Here is a 20394-nt window from a genome sequence, read left to right as displayed (position 1 = left end):
CTAGGGTACCGTCCGCAGGCGGCCAGTACGCGCGCGCTGTGGAGGTGTCCGCTAGCCGCGCAGATAGTCCAATTGCGCCGCCACCGAGGTTTCAGCTGCCCACCGCACGGAAGGATCGACGTCGGGATAAACCGCATCGGTGACGGCCTGGACCTCGGCTTGGCCCCCGAGCCGCGCCAAGGCTTCGCGGATCTGGTCCAGCCGCATCTCCCTGTGGGCCCGGTACTCGCGGCATACGGCATCGACGGCCGGCAGCACGGGTCCGTGCGCGGGCAACAGCGTTGCCTGACCAAGGCTTTCGAGTGTGTCAAGGCTGGAGAGGTAGTCCCCCAGCCTTCCGTCGGGATAGTCCAGGACGGTGGTTCCGCGTCCCAGGATGGTGTCTCCCGTGAGCACTGAGCCATGCGTTCCGTCGCCCGGAAGGTGGAAGCAGACTGAATCCGAAGTATGGCCCGGCGTGGCAAGCACGCGGATCTCAACGCCTGCAGCCTCGATGACCTCACCGCCCCGCAACGGTTGGCCTCCGTGGCAGTGCGCCGGATCCGCCGCGCGGACGGGCGCGCCGGTGAGTTCGTGGAAGCGGGCAGAGGCCTCGGTATGGTCCTTGTGGCGATGGGTGATGAGAACGAGTTCAACAGTTCCCGTGGCAGCCAGGGCCGCGAGGTGCGTTTCGTCGAGCGGCCCGGGATCGACGACGACAACCCCGGCGACGTCCGGTGCGGCAATGACGTACGAGTTGGTGCCGTCGAGGCTCATCGGACCTGGATTTGGCGCGAGCCGCGAGCGGGTGAGGGGACTGCTGTTCTGGAAAGAGGCGTCACTGACCGGATTCACTTCTCCATCTTGGCACACGCCAAGGGCCGGAGCCGGGAACCGGAAGCCCGATGCCAAGAGGCAAGAGGCAGGCCCGGCACACGACGTAGCATGGTGCCAAGGAACTGGGACGGATACATATGGACAGTTGCGGAGGAGGAGTCGAAGTGTTGCGGAGTCACACCCGACGAAGAGAACTTCTCCGGACGACGACGGCAATCGCCACCGTCTGCCTTTCCGTCCTCGCAGTCCTCAGCGCTTGTTCCTCCGACACCGGACCCCGGTCCGCCCCGGCCCAGCCCACCGTGGTGATCATCGGAGACTCCCTCAGCACAGGTCACGGCACCTCGCCTGACGATGCCTGGCCCAAGCTGGTGGAGAACGATCCCGGCTTTCAACAGTTCCAGGCGACCATCGTCAATGCCGCGCATGATGGCAGCGGCTATGTCAGTGTTGGCGAGGACGGATCGACCTTCGGTTCCCAAGTGGACACAGCGGTAACCGACGAGACCCGCTTGGTGTTGTTCTTTGGTTCCGAAAATGACATGGGCACCGCCCCCGGAGAAACGGAGGCTGCGGCCGCACGGGCGTTCGCCTCAGTCAAGTCCCGCGCTCCCCAAGCGGACATCCTGGTGGTCGGGCCGCCGTCGTACACGAGCTCGCCCGAAGCGGAAAGGCTCGACATCCGCGACCAGGATAAGGCCGCTGCCCTGAAAGCCGGCGCCGACTTCGTCGATCCGATCGACCTCGGCTGGATCATGGACGATGCCGCGGACCTCATTGGTCCCGACGGCGATCACCCGTCCGCGGCGGGCCAGCAGTATCTGCAGGCCAAGATGGAAGCGCTGATCGGGCCGCGGATCCGGCAAGCCAGCCCCGGTAACACCCCGCTCACTGGTTAAACGGCGACGGCGACCCGCCCACCCAAGTGGGAGGCCGCCGTCGGGCGCTCTGCTGAACCTTAGGCCAGGCGGGTGAGCCAGCCGTGCTTGTCCTCGACCGTTCCGGTCTGGATGCCGAGCAACTGCTGGCGGATGGCCATGGTGGTTTCGCCTGCCTTGGCATCCTCGGAGCCGATGAACTCGGTCTTGTCCTTGAGCACGCCGATGGGTGTGATGACAGCCGCGGTTCCGCAAGCGAAGACCTCGGCGATTTCGCCGGAGGCCACGCCGTCGCGCCATTCAGCGAGGGTGATCTTGCGCTCGGAAACCTCGCGGTCCATGTCCTTCGCTACCTGGATGACGGAAGAACGGGTCACACCTTCAAGGATGGTTCCGGTGAGTGCCGGAGTGACCAGTGAGCCGTCCTTCATGACGAAGAAGACGTTCATGCCCCCGAGTTCCTCGACGGCGTCGTCGTTGAAGTGGTCCAGGAAGAGGACCTGCTTGCAGCCGTTCTCCTCGGCTTCCATCTGGGCAATCAGGGATGCCGCATAGTTTCCACCGCACTTGGCGGCACCGGTTCCGCCACGGCCGGCGCGCGCGTATTCACGGGAGATCCAGATGGATACCGGCTTGAGTTCGCCGCCAAAGTAGTTGCCGGCCGGTGAAGCGATGACCCGGAAGGAGACCTCGCGGGCGGCGCGGACACCGAGGAACGCTTCCGTCGCGATCATGAACGGGCGCAAGTACAGGGCTTCGCCGTCGCCGGACGGAACCCATTCCTTGTCCGCCTGCACGAGTTCGCGGATGGCACCGAGGAAGTATTCCTCGGGAAGTTCGGGGAGGGCCAAGCGGCGGGCCGACTTGTTCAGGCGGGCGGCGTTGGCCTCGGGACGGAACGTCCAAATGGAGCCGTCAGCGTGGCGGTATGCCTTGAGGCCTTCGAAGATCTCCTGGCCGTAGTGCAGCACTGCCGCCGAAGGATCAAGGGAAATCGGTCCGTAGGCCTCGACGCGGGCACTGTGCCAGCCGCCCTTGCCCTCTGTGTCCACGCTGTAGTCGACAATGGCAGTGTTGTCGGTGAAGTAGTCGCCAAATCCCGGGTTTGCCAGGATAGCTGCACGCTCCTCAGCAGGCTTCGGGGTCTCCGAGAGCTGCTGGCTGAATTCGACGCCGTGGGCAGTCTGAGTCATGTTTCCTCCAGTCGGCTACCAGGCAGAGCGAACCATCTCTTGGAGGATATGGTTCAGCGACGGACCACGGCAGCAGGTAAATAATTCAAGTAAAGCTTACGCCCGGGCAGTGGTCCTAAAGTGCGGCCGCGATAGCGTCGCCGATGGCCGCGGTGCTGCGGCTGTCGCCATTGCGGCTTTCGATGTCGGCGACGACGGCGGCTTCGATCCTCCGGGCGGCAGTCGTGTAGCCGAGGTGGTCCAGCAACAAGGCCGCGGACAGGATGGCGGCGGTTGGATCCGCTTTCTGCTGTCCGGCGATATCGGGAGCGGAACCGTGGACGGGTTCGAACATGGAGGGCGCAGTGCGGTCCATGTTGATGTTGCCCGAGGCTGCCAGACCGATGCCGCCGGTGATGGCCGCGGCAAGGTCAGTGATGATGTCTCCGAAGAGGTTGTCGGTGACGATCACGTCAAAGCGGGACGGGTCGGTCACCATGAAGATCGTCGCAGCGTCGATGTGCAGGTAGTCGTGAGTGACCTCTGGGAATTCCTTGGCCACGGCTTCAACGGTGCGCTTCCACAAGTGGCCTGCGAAGACCAGGACATTGTGCTTGTGCACAAGGGTGACGTGCTTGCGGGGACGCTCGCTGGCACGGCGGAAGGCGTCCCGGACCACGCGCTCGACGCCGTGGGCCGTGTTGAGCGACACTTCGGTGGCAACCTCGTGCGGGGTCCCGCCACGCAACGTACCGCCGTTGCCGACGTACGGACCCTCGGTGCCTTCGCGGACCACGATGAAATCGATGTTTCCGGGGTTGGCCAGCGGGCTGCCCACCGTGCCATAGAGCCGCGACGGGCGCAGGTTCACAAAGTGGTCCAGGCTGAAGCGGAGCTTAAGCAGCATCTCGCGTTCAATGATCCCGGAAGGAATGCGGGTGTCCCCGGGGCGGCACCTACAGCGCCGAACAGGATGGCATCGCGGGTGCGCAGATCGGCCAGGACCGCGTCCGGGAGGGTTTCACCGGTTTCAAGCCAGTGCTGGGCTCCAAGCTTGTATTCGGTCTGCTCCAAGGTGACGCCCTCTTCGGCGACGACCTTTTCCAGGACCTTGAGGGCTTCGGCAATGACTTCGGGGCCAATGCCGTCGCCGGGAATGACAGCCAGGTTGATCGTTGCGGCGGGTTGCGTTGCGCTCATGTTTTCAGACTGCCAACGCATCCACATGTTGGTCAAAATCGTCTCACCATTTGAGCGCCCGGAGGTCTGTGAGGAGCGCCCTTCGCGAGAAGCTAGTGCCCGGGGACAGGTGAAGCGACCACGGCCACATTTTTGCCCCAGAGATCCTGCGTATAGCAGCTGATCAGGACCAGTCGATTGGGCACCGCTGTCCAGACGGGACTGTCTTTCAAAGTCGATTTTGTGTACGTCGTGACGGAATCGACCTTGTATGTCATCGTTCCCGTTGCCGTGACGACTTTGAACTCATCCCCAGGGGCTGCTGCATAGCTGAGATGGTTGAACGGCGCGTCGAGTCCTTCCCAACTGTGCCCGATCACGTAGGTGGTATTCGTCGAGCCCGCTCCGGGGGTTCCGAACGGACTGAGCCAATATCCATCCATCGTCTCCGGCGGCTCAATGCTCTGCCCGCCAGCGGGGTCCGGTCGCAGCGGGTGAACCACCACATTTAGGCCAACCGCCGGGTACGTAATCTGCAATGGCGCCGACGCCGCAGGCAGACTCGTTCCCCGCCTAGTGGCAGGAGCGTCCACCGCCGCACGGTAAGGCTCGGGCTTGATCGCAGGAGCCGCAGACGAAAGCGCCAGCTGCCCTACGTCCAAAGCGGCCGGATTCCCTGGACCGTATGCGCCATAGACCAGCCAGGACGCAAGCAGCCCCCCGACGCAAATCGCCAACAAGAGAAGATCCCTGGAACTGATCAGCAGGCCACGGATGCCGGCTGCGCGAGGCTGCCGCACGTAACGGTGACTGGCCATGATCACTCCCGGAGACGGCGAAGAAGGTGGATGGGTGCCGAACATCGTATGGCGGCACCCACCGGGGTTTGCCTAGCGGTCGGCCTTCCGGGCCCGCACACCGCTCCTCACGACGACAAACGCGGCCACTGCACTGAAGAGAGCAGTCAGGCCGGAAAGCCAACCGGGGATCCCTGCGTCCGCCTTCCCGCCGACGGCCGTCTGCACGTTGTAGCCCACGTTGGTTATCGAGGGGTCCGGCGCCGCTGCGGCGCCGGCAGCAGCTTCGGCCGCGGCGGGGGTGGCGGCTGCAGGCGCCGGCGCTGCCGGAGTGACGGCTGCAGGCACCGGCGGACTCGTCACCGGCGGACTGACCACCGGATCCACCGCGGGACTCGTCGCCGCCGGGCTCGTCACGGGAGGACTGACCACCGGATCCACCGCCGGGCTCGTCACCGGCGGACTCGTCGCCGGATCCACCGCCGGGCTCGTCACCGGAGGGCTGACCACGGGATCCACCGCCGGACTCGTCGCCGGCGGGCTGACCGCGGGAGGGCTGACCACCGGATCCACCGCCGGGCTGGTCGCCGGCCGGCTCGTCACGGGAGGGCTGACCACCCTGCAGCCGGCGTTAAGGATGGCGATGTTTTGGGGGGTGAGGTTTTGCCCGTTGGGCATAAAGTCGCCTGCGTTTGCAGGAACAATATCGTTGGTGTCGGCGACATGCCCAGACAGTGCCGACAAGCTGATTGTCACTTCTACGTATGGATTCGACGCCGAATGCGTGGCATGGCAGATGGTGATCTTGTCTGAGGGAGCAGCATTCGCCGTCACCGTGGCACCCAGCAATCCCAGGCCCACGACCCCCAGGGTCGCAATAGTTCGTTTCATTTCGGTCCCTCCAACCACATCGGGTTCGAGCTGACCAGACTTTGCGGAGTAACCGTCTTCGAGACCCAGGAAAGACAAGTACAGGAGACCTCAACAAGCGGGATGAATCTTGACAGTTACTCCCCAGAAAGTGTCATCAGTTCGCTTGCTTTTCAGGCTAGGTTTCCGTCTACTAATTAACGCGAGTGGCGGCTACGCGTTTACAGGTAGGAACCGGTCTGCCTTGCCCCGGCCGCTACCTGCCCCGGGTGGAGTTCCACTCGCCGGCGCGAAGGTACCACTTGGAAGTCCAGCGACCCGCCGGACCCGCCTCCGGGCACCGGAGCGGTCGTGGGACGGAAAAGGAACACCCCCTCACCGGTGAGGTGAAGGGGTGTCACGCACCGCCAAAGTGAGCGAGCGTCAGCCCAGAAGGCAACGTAAGTGAGCGGGCGTCCGCGTCAGGCACCATATAAATGAGCGGGCGTTCGCCCAAAGGACGGCATATGTGAGCGGGCGTCTAGGCCTCGGCGGGCTCCTCGTAACGCGGGAAGACCGGGGCCGGGGCCGGGAGCTCCGTGCCGGGGACGATCGGCGTGGCAATGGCCGCGAACTGGCGGGCCTCGCCTTCCGGCTGTCCCAGCACCTCAAGCAGCTTGGCGGCCGACGTCGGCATGACCGGCTGGGCGAGGATCGCCACGATGCGGACAACCTCCAGCGTGACGTACAGGACCGTGTTCATGCGCTCGACATCGGTCTTACGCAGCACCCACGGGGCCTGCTCGGCGAAGTACGCGTTGGTATCACCAAGCACAGCCCAGATTGCCTCAAGGGCACGGCTGAATTCCTGCTTCTCGAAAGCCGCGCGGGCCACGTCCAGCAGTCCGCCGGCCTGGGCCAGCAGCGCGGTGTCCTCGGCCGAGAAATCGCCGGGAACCGGCACCTTGCCTTCGCAGTTCTTGGCCACCATGGACAGCGAACGCTGGGCCAGGTTGCCGAAGTTGTTGGCGAGGTCTGCGTTCATGCGACCCACGATCGCCTCGTGGTTGTAGCTGCCGTCCGCGCCGAAGGGCACTTCGCGGAGGAAGAAGAAGCGTACCTGGTCCAGGCCGTATTGCTCCACAAAATCCTTGGGGGCCACGACGTTGCCGAGGGACTTGGACATCTTGACGCCGTTGTTGGTCAGGAAGCCATGGATCATGACGCGCTTGGGCAGTTCCAGGCCGGCGCTCATCAGGAAGGCGGGCCAGAAGATCGCATGGAACCGTGAGATGTCCTTGCCGATGACGTGGACGTCCGCGGGCCAGAACTTACTGAACGCCTCCGAACCGGCATCCGGGTAGCCGACCCCCGTCAAGTAATTCGTCAGGGCATCAACCCACACGTACATGACGTGCTTGTCGTTCCCCGGCACCGGGACCCCCCAGTCGAAAGTCGTCCGGCTGATGGACAAGTCCTGCAGCCCCTGCTTGACGAAGCTGATGACCTCGTTGAAACGGTACTGGGGGGCGCCGAATTCCGGCTGCTCCTCGTACAAGGCCAACAACCTGTCCTGGTAGGAGGACAAGCGGAAGAAGTAGCTCTCCTCGGCGGTCCACGTCACTTCGGTGTCGGTACCGCGCGAGTAGCGGACGCCGTCGTCCTTCAGTACGGTCTCGTCCTCGGTGTAGTAAGCCTCGTCGCGGACCGAGTACCAGCCCTCGTACTTGGACAGGTAAATGTCCCCCTTGGCTTCCATCTTCTTCCAGATGGCCTGGGAAGCGGCGTAGTGGTCGGCGTCCGTCGTGCGGATGAAGCGGTCGTAGGAGATGCCTAGGGCAGCATGGGCGGCCTTGTAGACTTCGGCATTCCGGTCCACGAGTTCCTTGGGCGCGATGCCTTCCTTCTCCGCAGCCTGGGCAATCTTCATGCCGTGCTCGTCCGTACCGGTCAGGAACATCACGTCATAGCCATCGAGGCGCTTGAACCGGGCCATCGCGTCGGTGGCGATGTACTCGTAGGCATGCCCGATGTGCGGCTCGCCGTTCGGATACGTAATGGCGGTGGTGATGTAGAACGGGGGTTTATCTGGAGACGTCACTCTACGAAGTTACCTTCTCTTGGAGATGGAAAGACCGGACCGGCCGCATGTGACGGCCGGTCCGGAGGCATCGGCTACTAGTTCAATTCAGTCAGCGTATCGCTGAGCCTGACAAGCTCGTGGTCGTGCGACGCCACCAGCACGGCAATCCCGTCTTTGGTGGTGTCCTTCAGGATGCTGATGATGCGGTTTGCCGAGGTACGGTCCAGGCTGGCCGTTGGCTCGTCGACCACCAGGACACGGGTGCCCAGGATCAGGGCCCGGGCGATCGCGACACGCTGGCGCTCACCGCCGGACAGCTGCGCCGGACGGTGGCGCATGCGCCGGCCCAGCCCCACCAGGTCCAGCAGGTCCTTGGCCATTTCGGTGCGCTGTTCCACTTCGCCGTCGGGAACGGCCGGCAACAACACGTTCTCCAAGGCGCTCATGCCATCGATCAAGGCGCCGCCCTGGTCCACGTACCCGATGAGGGCGCGGCGGCGGTCGGCGATTTCGTCGTCGCCCATCTTCTCGAGGGAGTCGCCCTCCCAGAGGACCCGGCCCGACGTCGGAAGCGTGAGTCCCGCTCCCACCGTCAGGATGCTGGTCTTGCCTGAGCCGCTTCGCCCGGCGACGCAGTGCATCTCGCCGGCGTGCAGGGTCAGGTTGAAGTCCTCGACGACGGTGACCGGCTCCGCGCCACCCTTGTCGCCGCCATAACGGATGGTGATGTTGCTCAACTGCAGGGGCATGCCGTGGTCCGCAGCCCGCACGATAGTGTTGGCGCGGGTCTGGAACGACTCGTCGGTGGATTCCGTGGTCGCGGTCAGATCGGGTTGGAGATTGTCAGTCATTTGACCACTTTCGTTGCAATGGGAATCCAGCAAATTACGGCCAACACTCCGGCCAAGGCGGCCCATAGTGCGGCATAAGGAGCGAGCAACAGGCCCAGGCCCAGCGCCCCCAGGACGCCCAGGATCAGGGCCACGGCTCCGACCAAGGCATTTTCGAAGAATCGGACCTGGCCCAGCATGTCCGGGTTCCAGCCCATGGCCCGGAGCGTGCCGAGCTGTTCGCGCCTGGACTGGAGTTCGAACCGACCCGTGACCAAGGTCAGCACGAGGCCCACGAGCACCCCGCAGACTGCCAGGATGACGCTCGGCAGCGCGACGGTGGCGGAGGCGAGCCCGCTGAGGGCGCTGGCTCCAGCTGCGCGCGGGATATCAATGAGCAAGGCGATCAGGGCACCAACGGCCGCCCCGAACACGCCCACCGCCACGGCCAGCGCCACTGAGCTGAAACGGTGGGTGACCAGTTGGCGGTACGCAAACGTCAGCGGTGAATCCACCGCGATCAGGCGTTCATCGTGTTGGGGCTCCTGGTCGACGACGTCCCGGTGCCGCAATTGCTGGGCCGCGATGTAGGCGGCAGCGCAGTAAATGAGCAACACCGACGCGGAAACAATGACCGTAGCCAGGTTCCAGCTCAGAAGGCTCAGCGCAATGCCCGCCACGGCAACGATCCCCGCACCGATGCCGAACTCCTCAAGGACCCAACTTCGGATCTTCCTTTGGGTCCAGCCCATGGCGCGGAGGATCCCCGCCTCACTGCGTCGTTGGCGGATGTAGCTGACTGTGGAAGCGCCGGTCAGGAGGGTGGCTCCGCACAGCGTCAGGAAGAGAAGGGTGATGTTGGTGCCCGTGAGGGAACCGGAAACGGCATCGGCGGCATCCTGCCGAACCCACGACTGCTGGACGGTGCCCAGCGCGGATTCCTTGCCGGCGTCGTCCTTGGAGTAGCCCGGGACGAAGATGTTGGCGTCTTCACGCGCGGAGCCGGCCACCACAGTGGCTTCGAGACCCATGTCGCGGATCTGGGCTGCGAGCTTGTCGACCTCGGGTTGGGCCTGCTTCCAGTTGCCTGGCGCGCTGGCGCGGACCCGGACGGCATCGATCACGTTGGCGTTGGAATCGTAACCGCGCGCGGCGGCAAGTCCGTAGTAGTCGGTAATGGCGCCGGCGGACTGGCTGACCAGCCCCGTGTCGCTCAGCGAGGGCTTGAGGCCCTTTGCTGCGGTGTCATTGCCCGAAGCGTCCTTCTGGAGCGTCATCGGGGCCGGGTCGTAGCCACCCAGCGGCAGCTTGTTGACGTCGCCTGCTGCTTTCTGGATCGCGGCCGGATCAAATGTTCCGTAGACCATCGGCAGTGGCGTAGCGGGCTTCGATCCCGTGGAAAGGTTCTCCCGGTACGAGCGCTCGTCGACCGGCTTGCGCTGGCTCTGGTCCACAATCGCCCCGAAGGCCGACTTCTCGGGCAGCTTGTTGACGGTAACCCAGTCCCCCGGTGTGGCGGACTTGGCGACGGCTCCATTCGCGGAGGTTTCGCCGTCCTTGTACTTGGGTGCGGCGGCGAAGTCCGTGCTCCACTGGGCTGGCTGGTACAGGCCTTGGCTGAAGTTGCCCATGTTGCCCAGCAACTGGCTGTGGTCCGTGGATCCTGGCCATGACAGGGCGAACGGCGACTTTGAGACGAAGGGCAGGTAGTCCTTGTCCAAGGAACGCGAGACAGTGCCGACGTCGTTGACGACCTTGCCCGAATCATCGATTTCCTGGATCTTGACCGAGTACTTCAGGTCCAGTGAGGTTCCCTGGCGGACGATCAAAGGAATGGCCTGCGAAGCATCCGTGATCTGGCCGGAAAGCTTTGCCTGCTGGTACTGCGTCATGAGGGGTGCCCAGTATTTGAGCTTGACACCCATGAAATCCGGGCCTTGTTCGAGTTCCTGCTGAGTAGGGCTCTTGGCGAAGAGTTGTTCGAAGTAGCGGCCGATGGCACCGGCGTTGCGGGTGTCGGCCGGCGGCGCCTTTTGCAGCGGTGCGAGGAAGTCTCCGGCCGAGCCCAAGAGGGCGCGTTCAGCGGTCGGATCGACGGCGACGACCGACTCGGTGACCTGTGGAGCCATGGGCAGCGCCACAGAAAGGTTGAAGAGGTTGTGTTCCGAGCCACCGGCAGGAGCGGGGAACTTAATGCCGGTCTCCCCTGCGGGGCCGGCGATGCGGATGCTCTTGCCCCCGGCAGTCTGCTGCTCTACGACCTGACCCTTGCCGAGCGTGCCTTCAGCACTGGTCTGGAAGAGGGTTTGCTGGGACACTCCGTCGGAGCTCACGGCAGTCGCGGTGAGGCGGTACTTCTTGGGCTGCGCGGGAAGCACGGATTCCGGCGCGGGCCAGCTCTTGGAGTCCGTTCCGGTCGGATCTCCGGCGGTGGCTCCTCCCGCCAACCCCGCGTTGTAGCCGAGGTAGTCCATTGCATCGAGCCGCGGGGTTTCCAGGTTCTGCGTCACCCTTGAAACAAGGCTGATGGGCGCCGCGACGGACGCACCGCTCAGCCCACGGATCTTCTCGAGTTGCGGGAAGCTGATGCCGCCCTGGCCGTTCGCGATGTCCGGCTGGAGGAGTGCCCCGCCGTCCTTGGTATTCGCGGACTTGGCCTGGACCAGGATGTCGTACAGTCCGCGTGAGTTCTCATCCACCGTCCGGTTCAGCGCGGCCTGCGACTGGCTCTGGATGAATACGGACAAACACATGGCGACGATCAAAATGGCCGCGGTCAACAGAAGCACACGGCTTCGGATGAACCTCTGGACGGCGTTCATAGGGCTCCCTGAGTCCTGGATTGCGGGTGTGCACACTGCTGTCCCTGGAACCATGCCGAGGCAATGGGAATCCACCGGGTGCGTGCAGAAGTTATTGGCCGGCCTGCCGCCGGTTCCGAATTTCGGACCAAGCCATTGTAGGCAGACCGGCCAATAATATGTGGCCGGTGTGAACTGCGGCACACTTTTCTAGCTCAAACGGTGAGGATGCTAGTCCTCCAGATCCACTTCACGGACCATGTCGGCGCCGATGCCGGCCTTGATGGCTTCAAGGACCTGCTGCGGCACGGAAGTGTCGATCGTCAGCAGCGCCAAGACCTGGCCACCTTCGCTCTGGCGGGCCACCTGCATGCCACCGATGTTGATGTTGTTCATACCCAGGATGTGGCCGATGGTGCCGATGACACCGGGACGGTCCGCGTAGGAAACAACCACCAGGTGCTCGCTGATCGGGATTTCGACGTCGTAGCCATTGACGCCCACGAGCTTCTGGACCTGCTTGGGCCCGGTGAGCGTGCCGGCCACGGAGATCTGGGAGCCGTCGCTCAGTGCCCCGCGGATGGTCAGGACGTTGCGGTAGTCCTCGGCTTCCGGCGTCGTGATCAGGCGGGTGTTGATGCCGCGCTGCTCGGCGATGACGGGCGCGTTGACGTAGGAGACCTGCTCGGTCACGACGTCGGCGAACACGCCCTTGAGCGCTGCCAGCTCGAGGACCTTCACGTCCAGGCTGGCGATTTCGCCCGCGACCTCGACGTCGATCTGCGTCAGGGATGCGTGGGTCAGGGCCGTGAAGATCCGGCCGAGCTTTTCGATCAGCGGGATTCCGGGGCGAACGTCGGAAGCGATCACGCCACCGGCAACGTTGACAGCATCCGGGACGAGTTCGCCGGCGAGGGCGAGGCGCACGGACTTCGCCACGGAGACGCCGGCTTTTTCCTGGGCTTCATCGGTGGAGGCGCCAAGGTGAGGCGTCACGATGACGTTGTCCATGCCGAAGAAGGGAAGGTCGGTGCTCGGCTCCTTGACGAACACGTCGACGGCGGCGCCGGCGATCTGGCCGTCTTCCAAAGCCTCGTGGAGGGCTTCCTCGTCGATCAGGCCGCCACGGGCGACATTGACAACGTAGGCCGTTTCCTTCATCTTCTTGAAGGCATCGGCGCCCAGCATACCCACGGTTTCCGGGGTCTTCGGCATATGGATGGTGATGAAGTCCGACTTCTCGAGCAGCTCGTCCAGGGTGACGAGCTTGACGCCGAGTTGCGCCGCGCGTGCCGAAGTGATGTAGGGGTCGTAGGCCAGGATCTCAGTCTCGAAGCCCTGCAGACGGGCAGCCACGAGCGCTCCGATGCGTCCGAGGCCGATGATGCCGATCTTCTTCTCGAAGAGTTCGATGCCCGTGTACTTGGAGCGCTTCCACTCGCCCCCCTTCAGTGCGGAGCTGGCCTGCGGGATGTGGCGGGCGAGGCTGAGGATGTGGCCGACCGTAAGCTCGGCAGCGGACACAATGTTCGACGTCGGGGCGTTGACCACCATGACGCCGGCCTGGGTGGCGGCCTTGATGTCGACGTTGTCCAGGCCGACACCGGCACGCGCGATGATCTTGAGGTTCTTGGCTGCGGCAATTGCCTCGGCGTCCACCTGGGTGGCTGAACGCACGAGGATGGCGTCGACGTCGACGATTGCGGAGAGCAGCTGGGAGCGGTCCGCGCCGTCGGTTTGGCGGATCTCGAAGTCCGGACCAAGGGCTTCGATCGTGGCGGGCGAAAGTTCCTCAGCGAGGAGTACTACTGGCTTGGTGCTAGTCACCGGTGACCTCTTTAGCTCTCTTTTTCAGGTGGGGTTTTGGTGAAACGATTCTTTGACGACGAAGGCCGGACCCGGTATACCGGGTCCGGCCTCCATGCCGGGCGGCTTCATTTCGAGCCTATCCCGAACGGCGTTCTGTGTTGAATTGCTACGGCTCCTGCCGCGGCTTCAACGGGTGCCTTGACTAGCGGGCTGCGGAGCCTTCGACGTAGTCCTCGTCCTGCTGCTGCCAGGAGAACAGGGAACGCAGCTCGCGGCCGACACCCTCGATCGGGTGCCGCTCTGCCTTGGCCCGCAGTTCCTTGAACTCGACTGCGCCGTTGTCCTGGTCGTCGATGAAACGCTTGGCGAAGGCACCGGACTGGATGTCGGCGAGGACGCCGGCCATGTTTTCCTTGACCCGGGGGTCGATGACGCGCGGGCCGGAGACGTAGTCGCCGTACTCCGCGGTGTCGGAAACGCTCCAGCGCTGCTTGGCGATGCCGCCCTCCCACATGAGGTCAACGATGAGCTTGAGCTCGTGAAGAACCTCGAAGTAGGCGATCTGCGGCTGGTAGCCGGCTTCGGTCAGGGTCTCGAAGCCGTACTGGATCAGCTGGGAGACACCGCCGCACAGGACAGCCTGCTCGCCGAAGAGGTCGGTTTCGGTTTCTTCGGTGAAGGTGGTCTTGATGACGCCGGCGCGGGTGCCGCCGATTGCCTTCGCGTAGGACTTGGCCAGTTCCCAAGCGGAACCGGAAGCGTCCTGCTCGACGGCGATGATGTCCGGGATACCGCGGCCGGCTTCGAACTCGCGGCGCACGGTGTGTCCGGGAGCCTTCGGGGCGATCAGGATGACGTCAACGCCCTCGGGCGCCTCGATGTAGCCGAAGCGGATGTTGAAGCCGTGGGCGAAGGCAAGGGCCTTGCCGGCGGTCAGCTTGTCCTTGATGGAGTCGTTGTAGATCGCGCGCTGGTGCTGGTCCGGTGCCAGGATCATGATGACGTCGGCCCATTCGGCTGCGTCGGCAACGTTCTTGACCGTGAAGCCTGCGTCCTCGGCCTTGGCGATCGACTTCGAGCCTTCCTTGAGCGCGATGACAACCTCGACGCCGGAGTCGCGCAGGTTCAGCGCGTGGGCGTGGCCCTGGGAACCGTAGCCGACAATGGCAACTTTGCGACCCTGGATGATCGACAGGTCTGCGTCGTCGTCGTAGAACATTTCAGTCACTTGCGTAACTCCTCTTGAGTGGTTTTGTAGATATTGTCTGTGGTTCGGTATCGGGCTACTACGCAGTACCTAGGACAGTGCCTAAGCGCTGCGCAAAGCCCTGTCACTCATGGAGCGGGATCCCCGCCCAACGGCCAAGGTGCCGGACTGCACTATTTCGCGGATGCCGAACGGCTCAAGCACTGAAAGCAGCGCTGCGAGCTTTTCCGGGGTACCGGTTGCCTCAATGACCACCGAGTCTGTGGAAACGTCAACCACTGAGGCACGGAACAAGTCTGCAGCTTGGGTGACCTGCAGGCGTGTCGCGGCATCCGCACGTACCTTGACCAGGATGTGGTCACGTTGCACGGAAGATTCTGAAGTCAGCTCGACAATCTTGATCACGTTGATCAGTTTGTTGAGCTGTTTGGTGACCTGTTCGATGAGGTCGCCATCGGCGTCGACGACGACGGTCATCCGGGAAATCCCGGAGACCTCGGTGGGGCCGACGGCCAGGGAGTTGATGTTGAAGGCCCGCCGGGCGAAGAGGCTGGCCACGCGGGTCAGCACGCCGGGCTTGTCTTCGACCAGAACGGACAGTGTGTGGCGGCTCATGGCTAGTCCTCCTCTTCCCATTCCGGGGTCATGTTGCGGGCAACCTGGATCTGGTCATTCGAGACTCCGGAGGGGACCATCGGCCACACCATGGAGTTCGGGCTGACCACGAAGTCGATGACCACGGGACGGTCATTGATTTCCAAGGCCTTCTGGATGGTTGCGTCGATGTCCTCGTCCCGCTCGCAGCGGAACGCGGCACAGCCGTAAGCGTCTGCCAGCTTGACGAAGTCCGGGATACGGACGGTGTCGTGGCCGGTGTTCAGGTCGGTGTTGGAGTAGCGGCCTTCATAGAAGAGGGTCTGCCACTGGCGCACCATGCCCAGCGAGGAGTTGTTGATGATGGCAACCTTGATGGGAATTTTGTTGATGGCGCAGGTGGCCAGTTCCTGGTTGGTCATCTGGAAGCAGCCGTCGCCGTCGATCGCCCAGACCACGCGGTCGGGTTCGCCGACCTTGGCGCCCATGGCTGCCGGCACGGCATAACCCATGGTGCCGGCGCCGCCGGAGTTGAGCCAGGCATGGGGACGCTCGTACTTGATGAACTGGGCGGCCCACATCTGGTGCTGGCCAACGCCTGCAACGTAGATGCCTTCCGGACCCGTGAGCGCACCAATGCGTTCAATGACCCGCTGGGGGGCACTGAGTCCGTCTTCCGGTTCGGTCCAACCCAGGGGGTAGGTATCGCGGAGGTTGTTGAGGAACGCCCACCAACCGTCGAGGTCCGGGGTGCCGGATAGTTCGAAAGCGGCCCTGACGGCTTCGCTGAGTTCCGGAATGATCTCCTTGACGGAGCCCACGATCGGAACGTCAGCGGTGCGGTTCTTGGAAATCTCCGCGGGGTCGATGTCCGCGTGGATGATCTTGGCGTGCGGAGCGAAGGTGCTGAGGACGCCCGTCACCCGGTCATCGAAGCGCGCACCAAGGGTGATCAGCAGATCGGACTGCTGCAGTGCGGTGACCGCGGAAACCGTGCCGTGCATGCCCGGCATGCCGACGTGCTGCGGGTGGGAATCCGGGAAGGCGCCGCGGGCCATGAGGGTGGTCACCACGGGTGCGCCGGTCAGCTCTGCGAGTTCGCGCAGTTCGGCCGAAGCGTGCGCCTTGACCACACCGCCACCGACATACAGGACGGGCTTGCTTGCCGCAGCGATCAGCCGGGCAGCCTCGCGCACCTGCTTGTTGTGGCCACGGACCACCGGCCGATAGCCAGGCAAATCGATCTTGGGCGGCCAGGAGAAAGTCATGGTGCCCTGCTGGGCGTTCTTGGCAATGTCCACCAGTACCGGACCGGGACGCCCGGTGCTGGCAAGGTAGAAAGCTTCGGCCATGACATGCGGAATGTCATTGGGATCCGTCACCAGGAAGGAATGCTTGGTGATCGGCATGGTGATGCCGACGATGTCTGCTTCCTGGAAGGCATCCGTGCCAATAACAGATGCTGATACCTGGCCGGTAATGGCCACGAGGGGCACGGAGTCCATGTGGGCATCCATGATGGCGGTAACGAGGTTGGTGGCACCGGGGCCCGAGGTGGCGATGCAGACGCCAACCCGTCCGGTAACCATGGCGTAGCCTTGGGCTGCGTGGCCGGCTCCCTGTTCGTGACGGACCAGGATGTGATTCATCTTGGAGGCCATCAAAGGGTCATAGGTGGGGAGGATCGCGCCACCGGGCAAACCAAAAATATCGTCCACGCCGAGTTCTTCGAGCGAGCGGACAATAGCTTCCGAGCCGGTCATCACCGTTGGGGGTACAACGTTGTTCGGCCCGAGTACAGGAGAGGGAGTTGCAGCATTGTCGACGACGGCGTCAGCCGGACGGTCGACCTTTTCCGGAGCTTTGGGGGCTCCAGCGGACTTTGCAGCCATCAGCGAGGGGCTGATCGGCGATCCTTTGCTCATCGGACTCTTCCTTTGGGGATCTTCAATTAGTGAAAGTTACTGCGTGGGTACTGCGTTCATGCGGGTTCTTGCTTAATGCGCCGTCCCTTGCGGGAAATAAAAAAACCCCTCAGCCTTGCGGCTCTTCGAGGGGTTGCGCGTGACGGTTCGTTACCAGTCGGGCTAGGAGGCCACGCGCTTGGTAAGTACGACAGTGCCCACGGTGGCGCCGACAGTAACGAATGCGATCATGCGTTCAGTGTTCCCTCTTAGTGAGATAGGTGTCAAACGATGAAGATGTCATCTCACTATATGGACCCCATTGTCCACGGACTGGTCCTACCCCAGACGCCCAACTGACTCGCAGTTGTTGTCGTTATGAGGCGTCAAAACGACAACGAGTGCGAGCCAGTTGGGCCGGAACCCGGAACTAGCCGCAGTAGGCGCCCGTGGAGGCGCTGTGCACCAGCTTGGCGTACTTGGCGAGGACGCCCTTGGTGAACTTGGCCGGGAGGGGCTCCCAGCCGACCTTGCGGGACTCGAGTTCGGCTTCGTCCACCAGGAGGTCGAACGAACGGGCGGCGATGTCCACGCGGATCTTGTCGCCGTCCTTGACGAAGGCGATGGGTCCGCCGTCGACGGCTTCAGGCGCAACGTGCCCGATGCAGAGACCGGTGGTACCGCCCGAGAAGCGACCATCGGTCAGCAGGAGCACATCCTTGCCGAGGCCCGCACCCTTGATGGCGCCGGTGATGGCGAGCATCTCACGCATGCCCGGGCCGCCCTTGGGTCCTTCGTAACGGATCACGACGACGTCCCCGGCCTTGATCTCTCCCTTGTCCAAAGCGTCGAGGGCGCCCTGCTCGCGCTCGAACACGCGGGCGGTTCCTTCGAAGACATCGGCGTCGAAGCCGGCGCTCTTCACGACGGCACCTTCCGGCGCCATGGAACCGTGCAGGATGGTGATGCCGCCGGTCTTGTGGATCGGGTTGTCCAGGGCACGCAGGATCTTGCCATCGAGGTCCGGCGGGTTGATGGAGGCCAGGTTCTCGGCCAGGGTCTTGCCCGTGACCGTCAGGCAGTCGCCGTGCAGCAAGCCGGCGTCGAGCAGCGCCTTCATGATGACCGGCACGCCGCCGATCCTGTCGACGTCGGTCATGACGTAGCGGCCGAAGGGCTTAAGGTCACCCAGGTGCGGGATCTTGTCGCCGATGCGGTTGAAGTCGTCGAGGGTCAGTTCGACCTCGGCTTCCCGGGCGATCGCGAGCAGGTGCAGGACGGCGTTGGTGGAACCGCCGAAGGCCATCGTGACGGCGATGGCGTTCTCGAACGCCTTCTTGGTCATGATGTCCCGGGCGGTGATGCCGAGGCGGAGCAGGTTGACCACTGCCTCGCCGGACTTGCGGGCAAAGTCATCACGACGGCGGTCTGCCGAGGGCGGGGCAGCCGAGCCCGGCAGGGACATGCCGAGGGCTTCGCCGATGCACGCCATGGTGTTGGCCGTGTACATGCCGCCGCAGGCGCCTTCACCAGGACAGATGGCGCGTTCGATGCGGTCCAGGTCTCCGCGACTCATCTTGCCGGCGGCGCACGCGCCCACGGCTTCGAAGGCGTCAATGAGGGTGACTTCCTTTTCCGAGCCATCCTCGAGCTTGACCCAGCCCGGCATGATGGAACCGGCGTAAAGGAAGACGCTGGCGAGATCCAGGCGGGCGGCTGCCATCAGCATGCCCGGGAGGGATTTGTCGCAGCCGGCGAGCAAAACGGAGCCGTCAATGCGCTCGGCCTGCATGACGGTTTCAACGGAGTCGGCAATGACTTCACGCGAAACAAGGGAGAAGTGCATGCCCTCGTGGCCCATGGAAATGCCGTCCGAAACGGAAATGGTGCCGAACTGCATGGGGAAACCACCGCCGGCGTGAACGCCTTCCTTGGCGCCCTGGGCGAGTCGGTTCAGCGAGAGGTTGCACGGCGTAATTTCGTTCCACGAGCTCGCGACACCGATTTGGGGCTTGGCGAAGTCGTCATCGCCCATGCCTACGGCCCGGAACATGCCTCGCGCGGGGGCGGCATGGATGCCGTCCGTTACGACCCGGCTGCGTGGCTTGATGTCCGGCTGGTTGTCTGTCGCAATTGGGGTGTGGTCACTCATGGGCACGAGTCTATGACTCTTGGGCTGTGGCCAACGAACATGATCGGCGGGTTAAGGCGAATTTAGCGCTATTTCATTCAATATTTCATTCAAATAATGGACAGTCGTCTCGATATGTGAGACATCGGTCTCATTGTCGGCCGCGGTTCCATCCGACAGGATCGCGGGCGCGCTGAAGGCCGCGAATCGATTGACTAACCTAGACAGCCCCGTGACACGGACGTAACGTCAAATCACGACCACTGCGCCACTCGAACAGACAGAAGGGCTCTTCCCATGGATTGGTTGATCTGGGTCATCGTCATCGTGTTGATCGTCGCGATTGTTTGGTGGATACTGAGCCGCAATAGCGCGAAGTCCTCCCCGGGCGCCATGGCCCCGGCCTCACCCTCGCCGACCGCCTCGTCACCGCAAATGGACGTCTCTTCCGCCGCTCTGACAGGCTCCGCCCCTTTGGTCGCGGCGACCGCGACCGCCGATCAAGACTTAGCCGAGTCGCGCGCGGCCGCACCCGAGGCCGAACCCGAGCCGGAGCCCGAAACGGCAACCGAGGCGGGCGGCGTCGACGTCGACGACTGGGAGCGCCCTGTCCCTCCCCTCGAAGCCGGATTGGCTGCCCCGGAGGAGTCCCCAGCGTCCGGAACCCCTGTGGAGGAGCCGGTGTTCGAGGAGCCCACGCTTTCGGAACCCGTGCTGTCCGAGGACGCAGTTTCCGAGGCCGCGGTTTCCGAAGCTGCGCTTTCTGAAGCTGTGGTTTCCGAGGCCGTGGTTTCCGAGGCCACCGGGCCGGTTGCTGCCGAGCCCGAACTTGAAGGGGGCGTGACGGCCGACGACGTCACAGCGGCCGACGCCGCCGAGTGGGAAGCCACCTGGAGCGAAGGCGGCGCGCCCGCGGCCCCCGCTCCGATCCACCACCGCGAGTACACGGACGCCCATGCACCGACGCTACCGGGTGCGGAATCCGCCGCCGCGGAGGCAGCCGACGCTGCTGCGGAAGGGGTGCAGGAAGACCGGGCTGAAACTTCCGATGCGGTCCCCGCGGCTGTTGAGTCAACCACCCTGGCCCAGGATTCCACCGGCGCGTCGCCGCTGGGCGGGCATCTCGCCGCCGAGCAGCCGTACGGTGAAGGCTCGGCTGCGGCCGGCGCTGACGGGAGCGGCCCCGCGGGCTACACAGTCAAAGGCAACGCGGACAGCATGACCTACCTCGATGAAGACAGCCCGTCCTACGACGAGGTCAAGGCCGAGGTCTGGTTTATTTCGAGCGCCCACGCCGAGGCAGCCGGTTTCCGGCCGCCTCGCAGGAACCGCCGCTGAGAGCCC

14 protein-coding genes and 1 pseudogene are annotated in these 20394 nt (G+C 63.9%); 2 read left to right on the top strand and 13 right to left on the bottom strand.

Going from position 1 to position 20394, the window contains the following annotated elements:
* Nucleotides 1-51 precede the first annotated feature (51 nt).
* Nucleotides 52-834, bottom strand: a complete 783-nt coding sequence (locus ABD742_RS07110) for an MBL fold metallo-hydrolase (protein ID WP_234751959.1) — start codon at nucleotides 832-834, stop codon at nucleotides 52-54.
* A 146-nt stretch (nucleotides 835-980) separates the two neighbouring features.
* On the opposite strand from ABD742_RS07110, the gene ABD742_RS07105 reads away from it, so the two are divergent.
* Nucleotides 981-1715: an SGNH/GDSL hydrolase family protein gene (locus tag ABD742_RS07105; RefSeq protein ID WP_234751956.1), complete on the top strand. Its 735-nt coding sequence runs from the start codon at nucleotides 981-983 to the stop codon at nucleotides 1713-1715.
* A 59-nt stretch (nucleotides 1716-1774) separates the two neighbouring features.
* Here ABD742_RS07105 and ABD742_RS07100 read toward each other — a convergent pair whose 3' ends face one another.
* From ABD742_RS07100 to ilvD, 12 genes and pseudogenes are all read right to left on the bottom strand, one after another.
* Nucleotides 1775-2887 carry a branched-chain amino acid aminotransferase gene (locus tag ABD742_RS07100; protein WP_234751954.1) on the bottom strand — a complete coding sequence of 371 codons (1113 nt, stop codon included), beginning with the start codon at nucleotides 2885-2887 and terminating at the stop codon, nucleotides 1775-1777.
* Nucleotides 2888-3002: 115 nt separating this feature from the next.
* Nucleotides 3003-4066 (bottom strand): annotated as a pseudogene (locus tag ABD742_RS07095) (3-isopropylmalate dehydrogenase).
* Nucleotides 4067-4158: 92 nt separating this feature from the next.
* On the bottom strand, nucleotides 4159-4863 hold the full coding sequence (locus tag ABD742_RS07090; protein ID WP_234751951.1) for a class F sortase: 705 nt from the start codon (nucleotides 4861-4863) through the stop codon (nucleotides 4159-4161).
* A 72-nt stretch (nucleotides 4864-4935) separates the two neighbouring features.
* Nucleotides 4936-5733, bottom strand: a complete 798-nt coding sequence (locus tag ABD742_RS07085) for a hypothetical protein (RefSeq protein WP_234751948.1) — start codon at nucleotides 5731-5733, stop codon at nucleotides 4936-4938.
* Between the two features lie 499 nt (nucleotides 5734-6232).
* Nucleotides 6233-7792, bottom strand: coding sequence for a methionine--tRNA ligase (gene metG / locus ABD742_RS07080; protein ID WP_234751945.1), 1560 nt, complete (start codon nucleotides 7790-7792; stop codon nucleotides 6233-6235).
* 77 nt (nucleotides 7793-7869) lie between these two features.
* On the bottom strand, nucleotides 7870-8625 hold the full coding sequence (locus ABD742_RS07075) for an ABC transporter ATP-binding protein (RefSeq protein ID WP_234751942.1): 756 nt from the start codon (nucleotides 8623-8625) through the stop codon (nucleotides 7870-7872).
* Complete coding sequence (locus ABD742_RS07070) at nucleotides 8622-11426, bottom strand: ABC transporter permease (protein WP_234751939.1); 2805 nt, start codon at nucleotides 11424-11426, stop codon at nucleotides 8622-8624. The genes ABD742_RS07075 and ABD742_RS07070 overlap by 4 nt, the downstream gene beginning before the upstream one ends.
* Before the next feature lie 210 nt (nucleotides 11427-11636).
* Nucleotides 11637-13232, bottom strand: a complete 1596-nt coding sequence (gene serA / locus ABD742_RS07065) for a phosphoglycerate dehydrogenase (RefSeq protein WP_234751937.1) — start codon at nucleotides 13230-13232, stop codon at nucleotides 11637-11639.
* A gap of 184 nt (nucleotides 13233-13416) precedes the next feature.
* Nucleotides 13417-14442: a ketol-acid reductoisomerase gene (gene ilvC, locus ABD742_RS07060; RefSeq protein ID WP_234751934.1), complete on the bottom strand. Its 1026-nt coding sequence runs from the start codon at nucleotides 14440-14442 to the stop codon at nucleotides 13417-13419.
* Between the two features lie 81 nt (nucleotides 14443-14523).
* Nucleotides 14524-15036 (bottom strand): acetolactate synthase small subunit, encoded by a 513-nt coding sequence (ilvN, locus tag ABD742_RS07055; RefSeq protein ID WP_028264679.1) that lies wholly within the window; start codon nucleotides 15034-15036, stop codon nucleotides 14524-14526.
* A gap of 2 nt (nucleotides 15037-15038) precedes the next feature.
* Nucleotides 15039-16940, bottom strand: coding sequence for an acetolactate synthase large subunit (locus ABD742_RS07050; RefSeq protein WP_234751932.1), 1902 nt, complete (start codon nucleotides 16938-16940; stop codon nucleotides 15039-15041).
* 409 nt (nucleotides 16941-17349) lie between these two features.
* Nucleotides 17350-19071, bottom strand: a complete 1722-nt coding sequence (gene ilvD / locus ABD742_RS07045; protein ID WP_234751930.1) for a dihydroxy-acid dehydratase — start codon at nucleotides 19069-19071, stop codon at nucleotides 17350-17352.
* 276 nt (nucleotides 19072-19347) lie between these two features.
* On the opposite strand from ilvD, the gene ABD742_RS07040 reads away from it, so the two are divergent.
* Nucleotides 19348-20388 carry a sunset domain-containing protein gene (locus tag ABD742_RS07040; protein ID WP_234751927.1) on the top strand — a complete coding sequence of 347 codons (1041 nt, stop codon included), beginning with the start codon at nucleotides 19348-19350 and terminating at the stop codon, nucleotides 20386-20388.
* Nucleotides 20389-20394: the final 6 nt, after the last annotated feature.

This window comes from Arthrobacter ramosus (assembly GCF_039535095.1).
Lineage (GTDB): Bacteria > Actinomycetota > Actinomycetes > Actinomycetales > Micrococcaceae > Arthrobacter > Arthrobacter ramosus.
This window is presented reverse-complemented; position numbering and strand designations above follow the sequence as displayed.

Excerpts from the sequence above, each read along its gene's own strand:
- ABD742_RS07100 (WP_234751954.1), bottom strand. The coding sequence starts at position 2,887 with ATGACTCAGACTGCCCACGGCGTCGAATTCAGCCAGCAGCTCTCGGAG.
- ABD742_RS07090 (WP_234751951.1), bottom strand. The coding sequence starts at position 4,863 with ATGGCCAGTCACCGTTACGTGCGGCAGCCTCGCGCAGCCGGCATCCGT.
- ABD742_RS07085 (WP_234751948.1), bottom strand. The coding sequence starts at position 5,733 with ATGAAACGAACTATTGCGACCCTGGGGGTCGTGGGCCTGGGATTGCTG.
- ABD742_RS07075 (WP_234751942.1), bottom strand. The coding sequence starts at position 8,625 with ATGACTGACAATCTCCAACCCGATCTGACCGCGACCACGGAATCCACC.
- ABD742_RS07070 (WP_234751939.1), bottom strand. The coding sequence starts at position 11,426 with ATGAACGCCGTCCAGAGGTTCATCCGAAGCCGTGTGCTTCTGTTGACC.
- ilvN (WP_028264679.1), bottom strand. The coding sequence starts at position 15,036 with ATGAGCCGCCACACACTGTCCGTTCTGGTCGAAGACAAGCCCGGCGTG.
- ABD742_RS07050 (WP_234751932.1), bottom strand. The coding sequence starts at position 16,940 with ATGAGCAAAGGATCGCCGATCAGCCCCTCGCTGATGGCTGCAAAGTCC.
- ilvD (WP_234751930.1), bottom strand. The coding sequence starts at position 19,071 with ATGAGTGACCACACCCCAATTGCGACAGACAACCAGCCGGACATCAAG.
- ABD742_RS07040 (WP_234751927.1), top strand. The coding sequence starts at position 19,348 with ATGGATTGGTTGATCTGGGTCATCGTCATCGTGTTGATCGTCGCGATT.